Source organism: Scandinavium sp. M-37 (assembly GCF_043558715.1).
GTDB lineage: Bacteria > Pseudomonadota > Gammaproteobacteria > Enterobacterales > Enterobacteriaceae > Scandinavium > Scandinavium vulneris_A.
Genome location: NZ_JBIGIN010000028.1, coordinates 1 through 14,520, shown reverse-complemented (window position 1 = coordinate 14,520; position 14,520 = coordinate 1). Strand labels below are relative to the sequence as shown.

General features: G+C 58.3%; 17 protein-coding genes. 14 read left to right on the top strand and 3 right to left on the bottom strand.

From position 1 onward, the window contains the following. The first annotated feature begins 145 nt into the window (after positions 1 to 145). The 13 genes from fliF to fliR all read left to right on the top strand — a co-directional run bounded on the left by fliF (position 146) and on the right by fliR (position 10,608). Complete coding sequence (fliF, locus tag ACG0Z5_RS18010; RefSeq protein WP_394449898.1) at positions 146 to 1,843, top strand: flagellar basal-body MS-ring/collar protein FliF; 1,698 nt, start codon at positions 146 to 148, stop codon at positions 1,841 to 1,843. Then, positions 1,840 to 2,826 (top strand): flagellar motor switch protein FliG, encoded by a 987-nt coding sequence (gene fliG, locus ACG0Z5_RS18005; RefSeq protein ID WP_394449896.1) that lies wholly within the window; start codon positions 1,840 to 1,842, stop codon positions 2,824 to 2,826. Before fliF ends, fliG begins: the two co-directional genes overlap by 4 nt. Then, positions 2,813 to 3,517: a flagellar assembly protein FliH gene (locus ACG0Z5_RS18000; protein ID WP_394449894.1), complete on the top strand. Its 705-nt coding sequence runs from the start codon at positions 2,813 to 2,815 to the stop codon at positions 3,515 to 3,517. Before fliG ends, ACG0Z5_RS18000 begins: the two co-directional genes overlap by 14 nt. Beyond that, positions 3,514 to 4,878 carry a flagellar protein export ATPase FliI gene (fliI, locus tag ACG0Z5_RS17995; protein WP_394449892.1) on the top strand — a complete coding sequence of 455 codons (1,365 nt, stop codon included), beginning with the start codon at positions 3,514 to 3,516 and terminating at the stop codon, positions 4,876 to 4,878. The genes ACG0Z5_RS18000 and fliI overlap by 4 nt, the downstream gene beginning before the upstream one ends. A gap of 28 nt (positions 4,879 to 4,906) precedes the next feature. Beyond that, positions 4,907 to 5,338, top strand: a complete 432-nt coding sequence (fliJ, locus tag ACG0Z5_RS17990; RefSeq protein ID WP_394449954.1) for a flagellar export protein FliJ — start codon at positions 4,907 to 4,909, stop codon at positions 5,336 to 5,338. Continuing rightward, complete coding sequence (locus tag ACG0Z5_RS17985; RefSeq protein ID WP_394449890.1) at positions 5,335 to 6,378, top strand: flagellar hook-length control protein FliK; 1,044 nt, start codon at positions 5,335 to 5,337, stop codon at positions 6,376 to 6,378. Before fliJ ends, ACG0Z5_RS17985 begins: the two co-directional genes overlap by 4 nt. Positions 6,379 to 6,507: 129 nt before the next feature. Then, positions 6,508 to 7,017, top strand: coding sequence for a flagellar basal body-associated FliL family protein (locus ACG0Z5_RS17980; RefSeq protein ID WP_394449888.1), 510 nt, complete (start codon positions 6,508 to 6,510; stop codon positions 7,015 to 7,017). A gap of 5 nt (positions 7,018 to 7,022) precedes the next feature. After that, positions 7,023 to 8,015, top strand: coding sequence for a flagellar motor switch protein FliM (gene fliM, locus ACG0Z5_RS17975; RefSeq protein ID WP_394449886.1), 993 nt, complete (start codon positions 7,023 to 7,025; stop codon positions 8,013 to 8,015). A 7-nt stretch (positions 8,016 to 8,022) separates the two neighbouring features. After that, positions 8,023 to 8,406 carry a flagellar motor switch protein FliN gene (fliN, locus tag ACG0Z5_RS17970; RefSeq protein ID WP_394449884.1) on the top strand — a complete coding sequence of 128 codons (384 nt, stop codon included), beginning with the start codon at positions 8,023 to 8,025 and terminating at the stop codon, positions 8,404 to 8,406. Next, positions 8,406 to 8,807 carry a flagellar biosynthetic protein FliO gene (gene fliO / locus ACG0Z5_RS17965; RefSeq protein WP_394449882.1) on the top strand — a complete coding sequence of 134 codons (402 nt, stop codon included), beginning with the start codon at positions 8,406 to 8,408 and terminating at the stop codon, positions 8,805 to 8,807. The genes fliN and fliO overlap by 1 nt, the downstream gene beginning before the upstream one ends. Then, positions 8,804 to 9,550 (top strand): flagellar type III secretion system pore protein FliP, encoded by a 747-nt coding sequence (gene fliP / locus ACG0Z5_RS17960; protein WP_394449880.1) that lies wholly within the window; start codon positions 8,804 to 8,806, stop codon positions 9,548 to 9,550. The genes fliO and fliP overlap by 4 nt, the downstream gene beginning before the upstream one ends. Before the next feature lie 9 nt (positions 9,551 to 9,559). Continuing rightward, positions 9,560 to 9,829 carry a flagellar biosynthesis protein FliQ gene (gene fliQ / locus ACG0Z5_RS17955; protein WP_394449878.1) on the top strand — a complete coding sequence of 90 codons (270 nt, stop codon included), beginning with the start codon at positions 9,560 to 9,562 and terminating at the stop codon, positions 9,827 to 9,829. Continuing rightward, positions 9,829 to 10,608 carry a flagellar biosynthetic protein FliR gene (gene fliR / locus ACG0Z5_RS17950; RefSeq protein ID WP_394449876.1) on the top strand — a complete coding sequence of 260 codons (780 nt, stop codon included), beginning with the start codon at positions 9,829 to 9,831 and terminating at the stop codon, positions 10,606 to 10,608. Before fliQ ends, fliR begins: the two co-directional genes overlap by 1 nt. A 257-nt stretch (positions 10,609 to 10,865) precedes the next feature. Here the strand turns inward: fliR and ACG0Z5_RS17945 are convergent, their stop codons facing one another. Both ACG0Z5_RS17945 and ACG0Z5_RS17940 read right to left on the bottom strand, forming a co-directional pair. Further along, positions 10,866 to 11,390 carry a hypothetical protein gene (locus ACG0Z5_RS17945; protein WP_394449874.1) on the bottom strand — a complete coding sequence of 175 codons (525 nt, stop codon included), beginning with the start codon at positions 11,388 to 11,390 and terminating at the stop codon, positions 10,866 to 10,868. Then, the gene (locus ACG0Z5_RS17940) at positions 11,356 to 12,195 is read right to left on the bottom strand and encodes a transcriptional regulator (protein ID WP_394449872.1); all 840 of its coding nucleotides are present in this window, start codon (positions 12,193 to 12,195) and stop codon (positions 11,356 to 11,358) included. Before ACG0Z5_RS17940 ends, ACG0Z5_RS17945 begins: the two co-directional genes overlap by 35 nt. A gap of 713 nt (positions 12,196 to 12,908) precedes the next feature. Between ACG0Z5_RS17940 and ACG0Z5_RS17935 the strand changes: the two genes are divergently transcribed. Continuing rightward, positions 12,909 to 14,087 carry a methyl-accepting chemotaxis protein gene (locus tag ACG0Z5_RS17935; RefSeq protein ID WP_394449870.1) on the top strand — a complete coding sequence of 393 codons (1,179 nt, stop codon included), beginning with the start codon at positions 12,909 to 12,911 and terminating at the stop codon, positions 14,085 to 14,087. A 71-nt stretch (positions 14,088 to 14,158) separates the two neighbouring features. On the opposite strand, the gene ACG0Z5_RS17930 is transcribed toward ACG0Z5_RS17935, so the two are convergent. After that, the coding region (locus tag ACG0Z5_RS17930) for a flagellin (RefSeq protein WP_394449868.1) at positions 14,159 to 14,520 on the bottom strand (362 nt) is incomplete at its 5' end.

Sequence of the window (14,520 nt, the reverse complement as noted above, 5' to 3'; positions counted from 1 at the left end):
TTATTTATCCTTAAAAAAAACGGCTTCCGGTCGATAATGCCCACCTGAAAAATTCTCTCAAATTTCTACACGTTGATATTGGCTCACGGTAATACGTCAGCCGACACGCGTATTCCCTGCGTGCTATTTCTTACAGGATGACGGCATGAGTGCCACATTAAATGGTTTAACGAACAATCCGACAGAGCGAATGAAAGCCGCCATGTCATGGCTGCGCACCAGCCCCAAGCTGGTGCTGGTCATTTGCGCGGCGGCGGCAATGTCGGTTTTCATTGCGTTGATGTTCTGGGCAAAGGAGCCGGGTTACCGGGTTCTGTTCAGCAATATCACCGACGAAGACGGCGGGGCGATTGTCGCCCAGCTAACGCAGATGAACGTGCCTTACCGCATCGATACGCCGGGTGGTGTGATTATGGTGCCGGAAGCGCAGGTGCATGAGGCGCGGATGAAGCTGGCCCAACAGGGGCTGCCGAAGGGCGGCTCGGTAGGCTTTGAACTGCTGGACCAGGAAAAATTTGGTATCAGCCAGTTCAGCGAACAGGTCAACTACCAGCGTGCGCTGGAAGGTGAACTGTCGCGCACCATCGAAAATCTGGGGCCGATCCAGAGCGCCCGCGTGCATCTGGCGGTGCCGAAACCGTCGATGTTTGTCCGCGAGCAGAAGCTGCCGACCGCCTCGGTGACCGTCAACCTGATTCAGGGCCGCACCCTCGATGAAGGCCAGGTGGTGGCCATTACCCATCTGATTTCCAGCGCCGTCACCGGGCTGCCCGCTGAGAACGTGACTATCGTCGATCAGCGCGGCAACCTGCTGACCCAGAGCGGGGTGCGCGGGCTGCAAACCTCACAGCTGAAATATACCAGCGAGCTGGAAAGCGATTATCAGCAGCGCATCCAGCGCATTCTGGCCCCGCTGGTGGGCGAGAGCAACATCCGCGCCCAGGTCACCGCGCAGGTTGATTTCACCCAGCAGGAGCAAACCCTGGAGCAGTATCAGCCTAATTCTGATCCGCAGAAAATGGCGATCCGCAGCCGTCAGGCCAGCCTTGCCGAACAGGGTAACGGCCGCAGCACCGGCGGTGTGCCGGGCGCGCTGAGCAATACGCCTCCGGCCCCGGCCACCGCGCCGGTAACCCAGCCGCTGAATACGCCAGCAGCCGCCACTGGCGCTGCGACAGCCGATACCAAACGCACCACCACCGTGGGCGGGCGGGAAACCGCGCAGCCGTACAACAACCGCAGCGACGAAACCACCAACTTTGAGGTCGACCGCACCCTGACCCACACCAAATCCAACGCGGGCCGGATCGAGCGCCTGTCGGTGGCGGTGGTGATCAACCATCTGCCACAGGGCGAGGAGGGCAAAACCGGGCCGATGAACGAGGCCGAGCTGGCGCGGGTCAACGCCCTGGTGAAAGAGGCGATTGGCTTCAGCGCTCAGCGGGGCGACAGCGTCAACATCATGAATTCGCCGTTTAACGGCGTGGTCGATGAGCCACTGCCGCCGTTCTGGCAACAGGAAAGTTTCTATTCCCTGCTGATGTCGATTGCCCGCTATCTGGTGATTGCGATTATCGCCTGGGTGATGTGGCGCAAGCTGGTACAGCCAGCCTGGGCACGCCATCAGGAAACGACTCTCCGGCGCATGGAGATGGAAAAAGAGGCACGCGAGGAACAGCAGGCCGAGAAGAAACGCGCCTCGGAAAAAGATGCCCGCGAACGCGCCCAGCAGCGGGTGGACACCGAGCTCAATACGCAGCAGCTGCGTGAGCTGGCTGAGCAGGAACCTCGGGTGATTGCGCTGGTGATGCGCCAGTGGATGAATAAGGATCTCAAATCATGAATGCCGCTGAAAAAAGTGCCATCGTCATGCTGACGCTGGGTGATGAGCTGGCCGCCGAGGTGTTCAAGCACCTCAACGCCCACGAGGTCAAACAGATCAGTAGCTCAATGGTCAACATGGCCGGATTCACCCATGACCAGATGGCGGCGGTGTTGCAGGAGTTTAAAACCGACTCCAACGAGTACGCGGCGCTGAGCCTCAATACCAATGATTATCTGCGCAGTGTGCTGATCAAGGCGCTGGGCGAAGAGCGCGCCTCGTCGCTGCTGGAGGATTTGCTCGATACCCATCAGGGCACCAACGGCATCGAAACGCTCAACTTTATGGAGCCGCAGTCGGTGTTTGACCTGATCCGCGAAGAACATCCGCAGATCATCGCCACCATCCTGGTACACCTCAAGCGTAATCAGGCGGCGGACGTACTCGGTAAATTCGACGAGCGCGAGCGGAACGACATCATGCTGCGTATCGCCACCTTTGGCGGCGTGCAGCCCGCAGCGTTGCAGGAGCTGACCGAAGTGCTCAACAACCTGTTGCACGGCCAGAACCTCAAGCGCAGCAAAATGGGCGGGGTGCGTCCGGCGGCGGAGATCCTCAACCTGATGAAATCGCAGCAGGAAGAGGCCGCCATCGAAGCGGTACGCGATTTCGACGGCGAACTGGCGCAGAAGATCATCGACGAAATGTTCCTGTTCGAAAACCTGGTGGATGTCGAAGACCGGTCGATCCAGCGTCTGTTGCAGGAAGTGGAAAGCGAGACGCTGATCATCGCCCTGAAAGGCGCCGATCAGCCGCTGCGCGACAAGTTCTTCCGCAATATGTCGCGTCGTCAGTCGGATCTGATGACCGAAGATCTGGCCTCGCGTGGCCCGGTACGCCTGTCGCAGGTGGAAGCCGAGCAGAAGACGATCCTCAATGTGGTGCGTCGCCTGGCCGAAGCGGGCGAGATCCTGATTGGAGGCAGCGACGATGCCTACGTTTGATGATAACGCCCAGCCGCAGTGGCGCAGCTGGCAGCCGGAGAATCTGCTGAACGATACCCCGGAGGCCCCGTTGCCGAGCCTTGATTCCGCCCAGTCGGATGAACAGCTCAAAGCCGAACTGGCACGCCTGCGGCAGCAGGCTGAAAAACAGGGCTATGCCCAGGGCTTAAGCCGGGGGCAGGAAGAGGGCCGCCAGCAGGGCTATGAAGCCGGACAGCGCGAAGGGCATGAAGCCGGGCTGGCGCAGGGTATCGCCCAGGCGGGGCAGGAGCAACAGGCCCTGCTGCGTCAGGCCCAGGGCTGGGTGAATAACTTCCAGCTGACGCTGGAGAATCTCGACAGCCTGATCCCCGGTCGGCTGGTACAGCTGGCGCTGGCGGCGGTGCAGCAGCTGTACGGCTCGGTCAGCATGGTGGACAACGCCGCGCTGGTGAAGCAAATCCGCACCCTGATGAAACAAGATGCGCTGCTGCACGGCAGCATTCAGCTGCACGTCCATCCCGACGAGCGGGCGCAGGTCGCCGCTGCGTTAGGCGACACCCTGACCGCCGCGGGCTGGGAGCTGCACAGCGACCCGCAGCTGGTGCCGGGCGGCTGTCGCCTGGTCTCGCCGGATGTCGAGTTTGATGCCTCTCTGGAAACCCGTTGGCAGACGTTATGCCAGCTGGCGCGTGAGGAGCTGTCGCAATGAGCCAGCGTCTGAAAGCATGGCTGGCGGCGATTGATCGGGTCGAAGAACGTTTCACGGAGATGCCCGATTTTCGTCAGTACGGCAAGCTGACCCGCGCCACTGGGCTGGTGATGGAGGCGGTCGGGCTGAAGCTGCCGATTGGTGCGCTGTGCATCGTCGAACGCCAGACCAGCCAGGGGATTTCCGCCGTCGAGAGTGAAGTGGTCGGGTTTAACGGTCAGACCCTGTTCCTGATGCCGCTCGAGCACGTGGATGGCATCCTGCCCGGCGCACGGGTGTACGCCCCGGAAGCCGACAGCCATGACGGCAAACAGCTCCCGGTCGGGCCGCATCTGCTCGGGCGGGTGCTCGATGCGCAGGGCCGACCGCTGGACGGGCGTCCGGCCCCGGGCAAACCCGCCGCCGGGCTGTTCACCCCGACGCTGAACCCGTTGCATCGTGACCCGATTAAAACCGTGCTCGACGTCGGGGTTCGCGCCATCAACGGCCTGCTGACGGTCGGACGCGGTCAGCGTATGGGCCTGTTCGCCGGGTCCGGGGTCGGCAAAAGCGTGCTGCTCGGCATGATGGCCCGCTTCACCACCGCCGATGTGATTGTGGTCGGGCTGATTGGCGAGCGTGGCCGCGAAGTGAAAGATTTCATTGAAAATATCCTCGGGGAGGAAGGCCGCGAGCGGGCGGTAGTGGTGGCGGCCCCGGCGGACGTGTCGCCGATCCTGCGAATGCAGGGCGCGGTGTATGCCACGCGCATCGCCGAGGATTTTCGCGATCGTGGGATGAACGTGCTGCTGATCATGGATTCCCTGACCCGCTATGCGATGGCGCAGCGTGAAGTGGCGCTGGCCATCGGCGAACCGCCCGCCACCAAAGGCTATCCGCCGTCGGTCTTTGCCCGCCTGCCTGCGTTGGTGGAACGTGCCGGAAACGGGATGCCGGGCGGCGGATCGATCACTGCGTTTTATACCGTGCTGACCGAGGGCGACGATCAGCAGGATCCGATCGCCGACTCTGCCAGGGCGATCCTCGACGGTCATATCGTGCTGTCGCGCCGTCTGGCGGAGGCAGGACACTATCCGGCGATCGACATTGAAGCCTCGATCAGCCGCGCGATGACCGAGCTTATCCCGCACGAACAGTATCGCAAGGTGCAGCGCTTCAAGCAGCTGTTGTCGACGTATCAGCGCAACCGTGACCTGGTCAGCGTCGGGGCCTATGTGAAGGGCAGCGATCCGCTGCTCGATCAGGCCATTCAAGACTATCCGGCGCTGGAAGCGTTCCTGCTTCAGGCTATTCACGAGCGCAGCCGCTACGAAGACGCGATTGCCGGTCTGACGGGCCTGTTCCCAACGATCAACCCATAAGGGCCAGCCAATGAAGGTCAAAAACCCGATGGTGATGCTGCGCGACATGGCGGAGGAGAAGCTGACCGAAACCACCCGCACGCTCGGCACGATGCAGCAGACGTGGCAGGAGGCGGTCAACCAGCATCAGCAGTTACAGAATTACGAGCAGGAGTACCAGCAGTCGCTGCGCCGTGGGATGACCGGGCGCGGGATGTCGGTGGCGGATCTGGTCAATCACCAGTCGTTTATTTTGTCGCTCAATCAGGTGGTGAAGCAGCATGCAGGCCACGTGAACACCTGCGAAAAAGCGGTGGATCGGGCGAAAGCGAGCTGGATCTCCGACAAGCAGCGCCTCAACGCCTTTGAAACCCTGATCGTGCGCCGCGAGACGGCCCAGGCGCAGGTGGAAAGCCGAGCCGAGCAAAAAATGATGGACGAGTTCGCCCAGCGTGCCGGACAAAAAAGAGAGAGATTATGAACATAGATATCACCCGGCTGCTGACAGGCGGCGCGGAGGGGCTGCCCCTCATGAGCGGCGAATTGACCAGCGCGTTGACCGGCAAGGATTTTGGTATTCAGCTGGATGAAAAGTTAGTGGAACTGGGGCTGGTGGGGCTGCCGATTGTGGCAGAACTGCTGGCGCAGAAGCCTGAGAACATACCCGTTGTCACCGGGGAGCGTGACGGGGAGAGTCTGACAGAGACAGCCCGGGCGGAAAAGATGCTGGCGGCGCTGACGACCGAGGGGGCGCAAGAGAGTCCGCAATGGCAACTACAGCAGCTGGTGGCGCGTAATGCGGCGGTGACAACGGGGGCCGAAGTGGCGCCTTTGGAAGCCATCAAGCCTTCTGCACGCCAAAGCATGGCTGACGTTGTGGCGGCGGTGGCCGGGAAAGCGGTGAAAGCCGACAAACCGCAGGCAACGTTAGCCGGCGTGAACGGCAGCGCGGGAATGGTGCAGGCCAGCGTTCAGCCGGTGCTCACGGTTGAGGCAGGCGTTCCTGAAAACAGCGCGCAGCCGATCGGTGTCAGCCCCATTACCCTGCCTGCGGCGACGCGTCCGGCCATCAGCCCGGCACCTGTCCCGGTGGCGACGGTGAGCTACCCGCCGGAAGCCCCGGAGTGGAAGCATTCGGTCAGCCAGCAGATTGTGATGTTCAGCCGGAACGGCATCCACAATGCGGAAATTCGTTTGCACCCTGAGGAGCTGGGGTCGCTGCATATCACTCTGCGTCTGCATCAGGAGCAGGCCCAGGTGCATATCGTTAGCGAACATGCGCAGGTGCGTCAGGCGATGGAACAGGCGATGCCACAGCTGCGCACGGCGATGGCGGAGTCCGGTATTCAGCTGGGGCAAGCCAGCGTAGGGGCCGAAAACCCTCACGCCGGAGCGGATGCGCAGGGGGAACACGCCCGCGCGGAGTCAGAGGGCAGTGAGGAGGCAACCGAAGCGCAAAGTGTGCCGCAGCTGTTAACCACCGCGCCGGGGAATGTCTACGGGATTAATACCTTTGCCTGATGTACTGAATTAGCGACAGGAATGAAATTTTATCCCCTGATTATTCAGCTCATTAAATGGACTACAATACCTGCCTATTAAATCGGGAGGGCTGAGGATCGGCGCTCCCTTATTACAGAGTTAACTGTCATGAGTAACAAAAATAAAAAGTCCGCCTCTGGCGGAGGGTCTCGTTCGCTTCTGACAACCCTGATGTTTCTGATTGCGATCACCGCCTGCGGACTTGCCGGCTATATGTTCTGGGAAATGAAATACGCTCAGCCAGCGGCGACTACCGGGCAGGATACGGCCCTGCAAGGGAAGCCGCAGGTCGTCAGCCCTGACCCACTCTATCTGGCGATGAACACTTTTACCGTCAGCCTGAAGCCGACGGCGAATGAATCTGACCGCGTGTTGTTCCTCGGTATTTCGGTGCGTCTGGCCGACCGCCAGTCATTAGCCACCCTTGAAAAATATTTACCCGAATACCGCAGCCGTCTTTTTTTGCTGCTGACCCAACAAACTTATGAAGGTTTATCGACCGATGAAGGTAAGGCTCAATTTATTGCCAGTATTAAGAATGAACTGAGCAAACCGCTGACGCAGCATCAGGCGATTCAACCCATTGATGTCTTAATTAATGAATTTATTCTGCGGTAAATATTATGGCTGACAGCTTCTTATCACAGGATGAAATCGATCGCCTGCTCAACGCCGACAACGAGAGCAGCGACGATCGCCACGGCGGGAGTCCGGACGCGGGGATTAAACCCTACGATCCGCATACCCAACGCCGGGTGATCCGCGAACGTCTTCATTCGCTGGAAATTATTAACGAACGCTTTGCCCGCCAGTTTCGGATGGGGCTGTTTAACCTGCTGCGCCGTAGCCCGGATATCACCGCGGGCAATATTAAAATTCAGCCGTACCATGAGTTTGCCCGCAATTTACCGGTGCCAACCAACCTGAATTTATTGCACCTGAATCCGCTGCGCGGCACCTCGCTGATGGCGTTTTCACCGGGGCTGGTCTTTATGGCGGTGGATAACCTGTTCGGTGGCGATGGCCGTTTTCCGACCAAAGCCGACGGACGGGAATTTACCCCGACCGAGCAACGGGTTATCCACCGCATGCTGAGCATGGCGCGGGAAGCCTATGAATTTGCCTGGAGCTCGATTTACAAAATCAAAACGGAATACATCCGTTCTGAAATTCAGGTCAAGTTTACCAATATCACCTCGTCACCCAATGACGTGGTGGTCACCACGCCTTTTTCGGTGGAAATCGGCTCACATCGCGGGGAGTTCAATATCTGTATTCCCTTCAGCTCGATTGAGCCGTTGCGGGAGGTGTTAAGCAATCCACCGATGGACAACTCCCGCCACGAGGACTCTCACTGGCGCGGAATGCTGGCCAGCCAGATGCGGGAAACCGAGCTGGAACTGGTGGCGCGCTTTGCCGATGTGAACACCCGTCTCTCCAACGTGATGCAGATGAAAAAAGGCGATGTGATCGGATTAGACAAACAGGAGTTTATTGCAGCGAGTGTCGGTGGAGTACCGGTATTCACAGCGAAATATGGCTCTGTAAACAATCAATATGCTCTGAAGGTCGAGCAGATGATTCAACCTGCAATACACTCATTACACAAGGAGTAATGCCCCCATGAGCGACATGAATACCTCGTCGGGCCCGGAAGATCAGTCCATCGATAATCTTTGGGGGGACGCACTGAGCGAACAACACGCGGCGGGAAATACCGGCGGTACGGCGGTGCCCCAATTCTCTGAAGAGATGAACCTGATTCTGGATATTCCGGTCAAGATGACCGTGGAATTAGGTCGCACCAAGATGACCATTAAAGAGCTGCTGCGCTTAAGCCAGGGGTCGGTGGTGTCGCTGGATGGTCTGGCGGGTGAGCCGCTGGATATCCTGATCAACGGATACTTAATTGCCCAGGGCGAAGTGGTGGTGGTGTCGGATAAATTCGGCATTCGCATAACCGATATCATTACGCCGTCCGAGCGCATGCACCGTCTGAGCCGCTAATGAACCGTTCTTCGTCTCTCCATGCCGTTAACGGCCCGGCCGACGTCCTGGCGTCCGACTCCGTGCTGATGACGGTAATGGGCGCGCTGGCGCTGGTGGTCTTGCTGCTGATGGCGCTGGCGTGGGTGGTGCGTCGCAGCGGCCTGGCACGCCGCCTGAATGACGGCAGCGGCGTAATGACCGTGGTCGCCAGCAAATCCCTTGGCGCGCGTGAACGTCTGGTGCTGGTGGACGTGGGCGAGCAGCGTCTGGTGCTCGGCGTGACCGCCAGCCAGATTACCTGCCTCACCACCCAGCCCCGGCCTGTGACCCCGGTGAACGCCGCCGCGCCTGCGCCTCAATCATTTTCCGCGTTGCTGAACAAGCTGCGTGATCAACATCGTCAGGACCCAGACACATGATCCCCCGTCGTCTACTTGGGCGCTCTCTACTGGGCGCCGGACTGCTGCTGTCCGCGTTCGGCGCACTGGCGGCGAACAGCGACATCACGATAGCCAAACCGATGGGCGAAGCGGGCTGGTCACTGCCGGTGCAAACCCTGGTGCTGCTGAGCGGCTTCACCTTTATCCCCGGCGTGCTGCTGATGATGACCGGATTCACCCGCATCATTATCGTGCTCGGCCTGCTGCGCAATGCGCTCGGCACCCCGACCGCGCCGCCGAATCAGGTGCTGGTCGGGCTGGCGCTGTTTCTGACCTTTTTCGTGATGTCCCCGGTGTTCAGCCAGATTTATGACAAAGCCTGGCTGCCGTTACAGGAAGATAAAATCACGATGGAAGTCGCGCTGGCGGAAGGCGTCAAGCCGCTGCGGGGCTTTATGCTCGACCAAACCCGCGAGAGCGATCTGGCGATGTTTGCCCGGATTGCCAAAGCCGAGGCTATCGACGGACCGGAAGCCGTACCCTTGAGCATTCTGGTTCCGGCATTTGTCACCAGCGAGCTGAAAACCGCGTTCCAGATTGGTTTCACCATTTTCATTCCGTTCCTGATTATCGATCTGGTGGTCGCCAGTATCCTGATGGCGCTGGGGATGGTGATGGTGCCCCCGACCACCATTGCCCTGCCGTTCAAACTGATGCTGTTTGTGCTGGTTGATGGCTGGCAGCTGCTGATGGGCTCTCTGGCCCAAAGCTTTTACAGTTAGGAGCGCACCATGACCCCTGAAAGCGTGATGATGATGGGCATGCAGGCGATCAAGGTTGGGCTGATGGTCGCCGGACCGCTGCTGCTGGTGGCGCTGGCGACGGGCCTGATAATCAGTATTTTGCAGGCCGCGACTCAGATAAACGAAATGACCATGACCTTTATTCCGAAGATCCTGATGATCGTCGGGGTGGCGGTGATCCTCGGCCCGTGGATGATGAAAATCTTCATCGAATACACCCGCACGCTGTTACTCAACATTCCCTTCGCGATCGGCTAATGGCGTTCGGCATCCCCCTCGAGCAGTTTTACGCGCACATCAGCCATACCTTTTTCATCATGGTGCGTATCGCGGCGCTGTTACAGGTTGCGCCGATTTTTAGCGAGCGCAGCGTCAGCGCCCGGCTGCGTGCCGGGCTGGCGTTACTGACCGCCTTGCTGATCGGAAGCAGCGTGCCGGATGCCGGAGTGGGATTGTACTCATGGACCGGCGTGTGGGTGCTCGCCAAACAGGTGGTGATCGGCGCGGCGATGGGGCTGACGCTACAGTTTATCTTCGCCGCGGTGCGTCTCGCTGGTGAGCTCATCGGTATGCAGATGGGACTCTCTTTTGCGACCTTTTTTGACCCCGGGGTCGGTAACAGCCCGGTGATTTCTCGCTTCCTCAATCTGCTGGTGACGCTGCTGTTTCTGGTGTTTAACGGCCATCTGTGGCTGCTGGCGCTGGTCGCCGAGACTTTCCATTCGTTGCCGGTCAGCGCCGCACCGTTGCACGCGGGTGGCTTTATGTATCTGGTCAGCCACGCCGGGTTGATTTTCAGCCAGGGGCTGATGCTCGGGCTGCCGATTATTGCCTTGCTGCTGTGTATTAACTTCATTCTTGGCTTGCTCAACCGCCTCACGCCGCAGCTCTCTATTTTCGTGGTCGGCTTCCCGCTGACGCTCAGCGTGGGGATGGTGGCGCTGTTTTTGATGGCCCAGACCCTGGCCCCGTTCTTCGAACATCTGATGGCGCGGATTTTCGATAATCTGGCGGAACTGATCCTGTCCTTTTCCTGATACTTTTTTCGCAGCGAAAATTGCTCAAATTATCAACTGCGTCTACATCTTAATCATAAAAAAGCGATCAAGATGCAGGTGCTTCAATGTCAAGACTTGCCCGTTTTCCGATTGTCAGGACGCTCTCCCCCCTCGCCGCCAGCCTTACGTCGGGGCACAGTATGAAAGCACGGCATTGGAGATTGGCGTCGGCACGCTGGGAGTCCGGATTAACGGGTAAGGCGTGGCCCCTGATGGATTATCAGGGGCCGGGGCGATTAATTGATGCAAAGAACCCGCGGGGTAATTTCTGTGCCCGTTGCGACCGCTTTGCCTTCAAGCAGATACAACGACGTCACCCCGGTTTCACCGGGGTGGATCTGCGGGAAGATATAATCCTGCACGTCGCGATCGCTGCTCTGATCGCCCAGTCGACGGTGATGCCCGGTGATGGTCATCAGCAACAAATCACCGGAAAAGTTGGCGTTAAACATCACTTCTCGCTGGACCGGAATGGGCCGCCCCACCATTTTATCGTCCACAAAATGGCGGATGTTGCCGGTGAAGGTGACGCGTCCTTTATCGATCCCGGACCGAAAGGAGCGGTATACCCCACGGGTTAATACCACATCGTTATCGTCCTTAACCGCATACAGTGATACTGGAGCAATACACTGGGATTTCAGTGGGCTGGCATATATCGAGTACAGCACGCAGGCGGTAAATGCGACAATAAAACCACACACAAACACCAGCACCCATGGCCATTTAATAAATCCGAAAATAGTACGATTCACAGTCATTGTTTGCATCCTGAAGCGGTTGTACGCAGGCGATCAGCCCCAAATGGTTTTTGGTGCGGGCATCCGCGAGCGTGAGATACAGCACCTGGGCGGGCGTTTCCCCAGGCCGCTTATCCAGTACGTGTTGCTGATAGATACGAAGGGTCGCGTCTATCATTTTTTGCTGATGCTCTTTGCCTTTGGGCACCATCACTTCGGTTCCCGCAGGCACGTCTGGCCCCGTCCAACGGACAAAGTCCATCTTTGTCGGGGTGGCGATAAAGAGCAGATGCATAAGAAAGGCGACCACCAGCCCGGCTGCAATGCCGCTCAGGCCCGCCAGCAGATAGCGGCGCACCCTGGAAGGCTTTACCTGTGCGGGGGCGACGTAGGCGGCCTGGCTGACGTGAGGCTCTGCCGGGACTGGTGCCGCGGCATGTTCTGCGGCGGCAGCGATGGGGGGCGCCGCCATCGACGGCTGTGGCTCTGGCGCCGGGATGTCGTCGCGCACAATCAGGCGATAGCCGCTGCGGGTCACCGCCAGCAGGGTGATATTGTCCTGAAGCTGCAGCGTGTTCAGGGCACGCCGCAGTTTATTGATCATCACCCGCACGCTGTTATCGGTGACTTCCACCCCGGCACTGCGCCAACCAATATCCATTAGCTGATCCTGAGACAACACGTCTCCCTGCGCCTCGACCAGGGCCTTCAAACACAGGCAGGCTGATGCGGGTAAGGTGACGCTTTCCCCATCCCGCGTCCGGGTGAGCGTCCGTGTCTGCGTATCCAGCGTCACTGACGATCCAATTACGATGTTGTTGAGCATAGTTATTGATTCTTCTGATTAAATATTCTTAGTGTTCAGATGATATTGATTTTATTAACGCTGGTTATTGGTCCTTGTTAACAATGGAAAAAGCGTGCCAGCTTTTTATGTCCTGCGCCGTTTTTTTTCAACCACTGCGAATGAGTTGTTGCAACATCATTAAGGTTATTAACGCCAGCGATAGCGCATTTTGTTCATCCAGACACCGCAAATTGAGTCGTTAATAAAGTTAACACCCGGCCTGGAGGATGTACATCTGCCGACGGTACCTCTATTTTTCATCAGGATAATCCCGGTCTGAGAGTTGTAATCACTATAGCTGACATTGACTTAGCGTGCTGTCGTGGGATCGGCGCGGTGTCTGGCTTTGAACGCATCATAGGCGAGGCGTTTTGTGGTTCGGGAAGGTTTTCTCAACGCGTTTCATTTTCATTCTCACGGCGGCTGCTTGCGGCTTTAATATAATTTAATAAATACCTCTTTAATAACTGTGGTTATTTATGTGCTTAATAACGCTAAAAAAGCCATTGTTAAAAACCCTACCGCCTGAAAGGTATTCCCGCGTCTGGCAATGTATAACCTTTGCTTAAGTATCTTTGGCAAAAGTGCGCTGTTATTGGCCGTTTAACTGCCGCCTTTATCGCCCTGCGCATAATAAAATAACCGGGGAGTGGCAGCGTTGTGCTGCCGTTGTTTTTACAGGCGTTTATTCAATGTTACTCACAGTTATCTTGGTTTTTGTCTGCATCACTCTGCTGGCCGTTATTCAGTACTACGTGATGCCACATGTCATTAAATCCGAGGGCGACAGGCTCCGTCATCAGGTGGATTCGCTGGCTAATCAGCTGCGCGAACAGCTCGACCGGGTGGAGGCTCAACAGCGCTCCATGACCGAAAACGTGGTGACCCTCAAAAGTTATGCGCTGGACAAATCGCTGCCCGGCGGTGACGTTGATGCCCAGGGCGGGCAGGATCGTAACTTCTTTAACGCCCTGGTGAAGGAGTTGGGGGACAGGCTCGGGGGACGGGTATGGATCGTTGACCTCGAGGGGCGCATTGTCGGCGAAGCGGCCGGGGCGACCAGTTTACCGTCGCAAAACGATATCGATTTGCCGATGGCTGTCCCCCTGCGAACCCTGCTGGCGCAGCGCGGCGAGGGCCTGCGTCAGACCCGTTTTCGTACCGCCAGTGGGGAGCACACGCTGGTTGTCCAGCCTTTACACGACACCGACTGGCTGTTGGCTATTGATATCCCGACCCGCCATCTGGGCGAACGTCCAACGGTGGTGCTGCACAAGCCCTGGCCGCTGGCGACGCTGGTGCTGGTGTCAACGCTGACCTTGGTGCGCAGCCTGAATCAGCATCTGGCCCGACTCAATGAGGAGCTGCCGTCGCAGCTGAAACAGGAGGCGACCGCCCTGCGTGAACAGCATGCGCATTTGCCGCCGTTGGTGAATGACATCGGCGAACAGGCCAGTATCATCGCCCGCGCCGCGACGGCGATCGCGCAAAAAAACGAGCTACTGCTGCACGTCCCGGAGGAGAACGCCAACCGCGTAGCAATGCTGGTGGAAAGCGTTGTGAGCGTAGTGCAGGCGATGCATGCCCTGCATCAGGCGGCGTTAGAAATTGCAGACAGCGCCGGGACGCTGGTCCAGCTTTCCAGCCGGGCATACAGTTATTCGCTGCATGATGAAGAAGGCGTATTTGCCGTTGAGGCGCGCAATCTGGCGCAGCGCAGCGCCCGATCGTCGAAAGAGCTGCGGGCCCTGGTCACCGATGCGGTGATGCAGACGCAAAGCGGTTCCCCCTCTGCGGGTCAAAGTCATAACGTGTTGATTGAAGAAGTCTACACTGTGGCCAATGCGCTGATTCAGCGCAGTCCTCGTTAGCGAGCAGAGACAAAAAAGCCCTCCGTTCGGAGGGCAATAGATTAGCGTTGCCAATGAAGAGGCAGCCTGGATTAACGCAGCAGGCTCAGCACGTTCTGTGGCACCTGGTTAGCCTGAGACAGCACGGAGATACCGGCCTGTTGCAGGATGTTGGCGCGGCTCATGGCGGAGACTTCCACTGAGAAGTCGGCATCCTGAATACGGGAACGCGCTTCGGTGGTGTTGATAACCGTGGTGTTCAGGTTGGCGATGATCGAACCAAAACGGTTCTGTACCGCACCGAGGTCGGCCTGGAAGTTGGTGACGGAAGTCAGCGCTTCGTCCAGTTTAGCCAGCAGGCCATCGGCGCTGCCGCCCGCAGCGAATTTCTGCACCGCGTATTCGTCACGAGGCGTCAGGGTGCCTGCAGTTGCATCCCCTGCAGCATCAACGG

Excerpts from the sequence above, each read along its gene's own strand:
- ACG0Z5_RS17980 (WP_394449888.1), top strand. The coding sequence starts at position 6,508 with ATGAGTAACAAAAATAAAAAGTCCGCCTCTGGCGGAGGGTCTCGTTCG.
- fliR (WP_394449876.1), top strand. The coding sequence starts at position 9,829 with ATGGCGTTCGGCATCCCCCTCGAGCAGTTTTACGCGCACATCAGCCAT.
- fliM (WP_394449886.1), top strand. The coding sequence starts at position 7,023 with ATGGCTGACAGCTTCTTATCACAGGATGAAATCGATCGCCTGCTCAAC.
- ACG0Z5_RS17935 (WP_394449870.1), top strand. The coding sequence starts at position 12,909 with ATGTTACTCACAGTTATCTTGGTTTTTGTCTGCATCACTCTGCTGGCC.
- fliQ (WP_394449878.1), top strand. The coding sequence starts at position 9,560 with ATGACCCCTGAAAGCGTGATGATGATGGGCATGCAGGCGATCAAGGTT.
- ACG0Z5_RS18000 (WP_394449894.1), top strand. The coding sequence starts at position 2,813 with ATGCCTACGTTTGATGATAACGCCCAGCCGCAGTGGCGCAGCTGGCAG.
- fliI (WP_394449892.1), top strand. The coding sequence starts at position 3,514 with ATGAGCCAGCGTCTGAAAGCATGGCTGGCGGCGATTGATCGGGTCGAA.
- fliG (WP_394449896.1), top strand. The coding sequence starts at position 1,840 with ATGAATGCCGCTGAAAAAAGTGCCATCGTCATGCTGACGCTGGGTGAT.
- ACG0Z5_RS17940 (WP_394449872.1), bottom strand. The coding sequence starts at position 12,195 with ATGCTCAACAACATCGTAATTGGATCGTCAGTGACGCTGGATACGCAG.
- fliN (WP_394449884.1), top strand. The coding sequence starts at position 8,023 with ATGAGCGACATGAATACCTCGTCGGGCCCGGAAGATCAGTCCATCGAT.
- fliO (WP_394449882.1), top strand. The coding sequence starts at position 8,406 with ATGAACCGTTCTTCGTCTCTCCATGCCGTTAACGGCCCGGCCGACGTC.
- ACG0Z5_RS17945 (WP_394449874.1), bottom strand. The coding sequence starts at position 11,390 with ATGACTGTGAATCGTACTATTTTCGGATTTATTAAATGGCCATGGGTG.
- fliF (WP_394449898.1), top strand. The coding sequence starts at position 146 with ATGAGTGCCACATTAAATGGTTTAACGAACAATCCGACAGAGCGAATG.
- fliJ (WP_394449954.1), top strand. The coding sequence starts at position 4,907 with ATGGTGATGCTGCGCGACATGGCGGAGGAGAAGCTGACCGAAACCACC.
- fliP (WP_394449880.1), top strand. The coding sequence starts at position 8,804 with ATGATCCCCCGTCGTCTACTTGGGCGCTCTCTACTGGGCGCCGGACTG.
- ACG0Z5_RS17985 (WP_394449890.1), top strand. The coding sequence starts at position 5,335 with ATGAACATAGATATCACCCGGCTGCTGACAGGCGGCGCGGAGGGGCTG.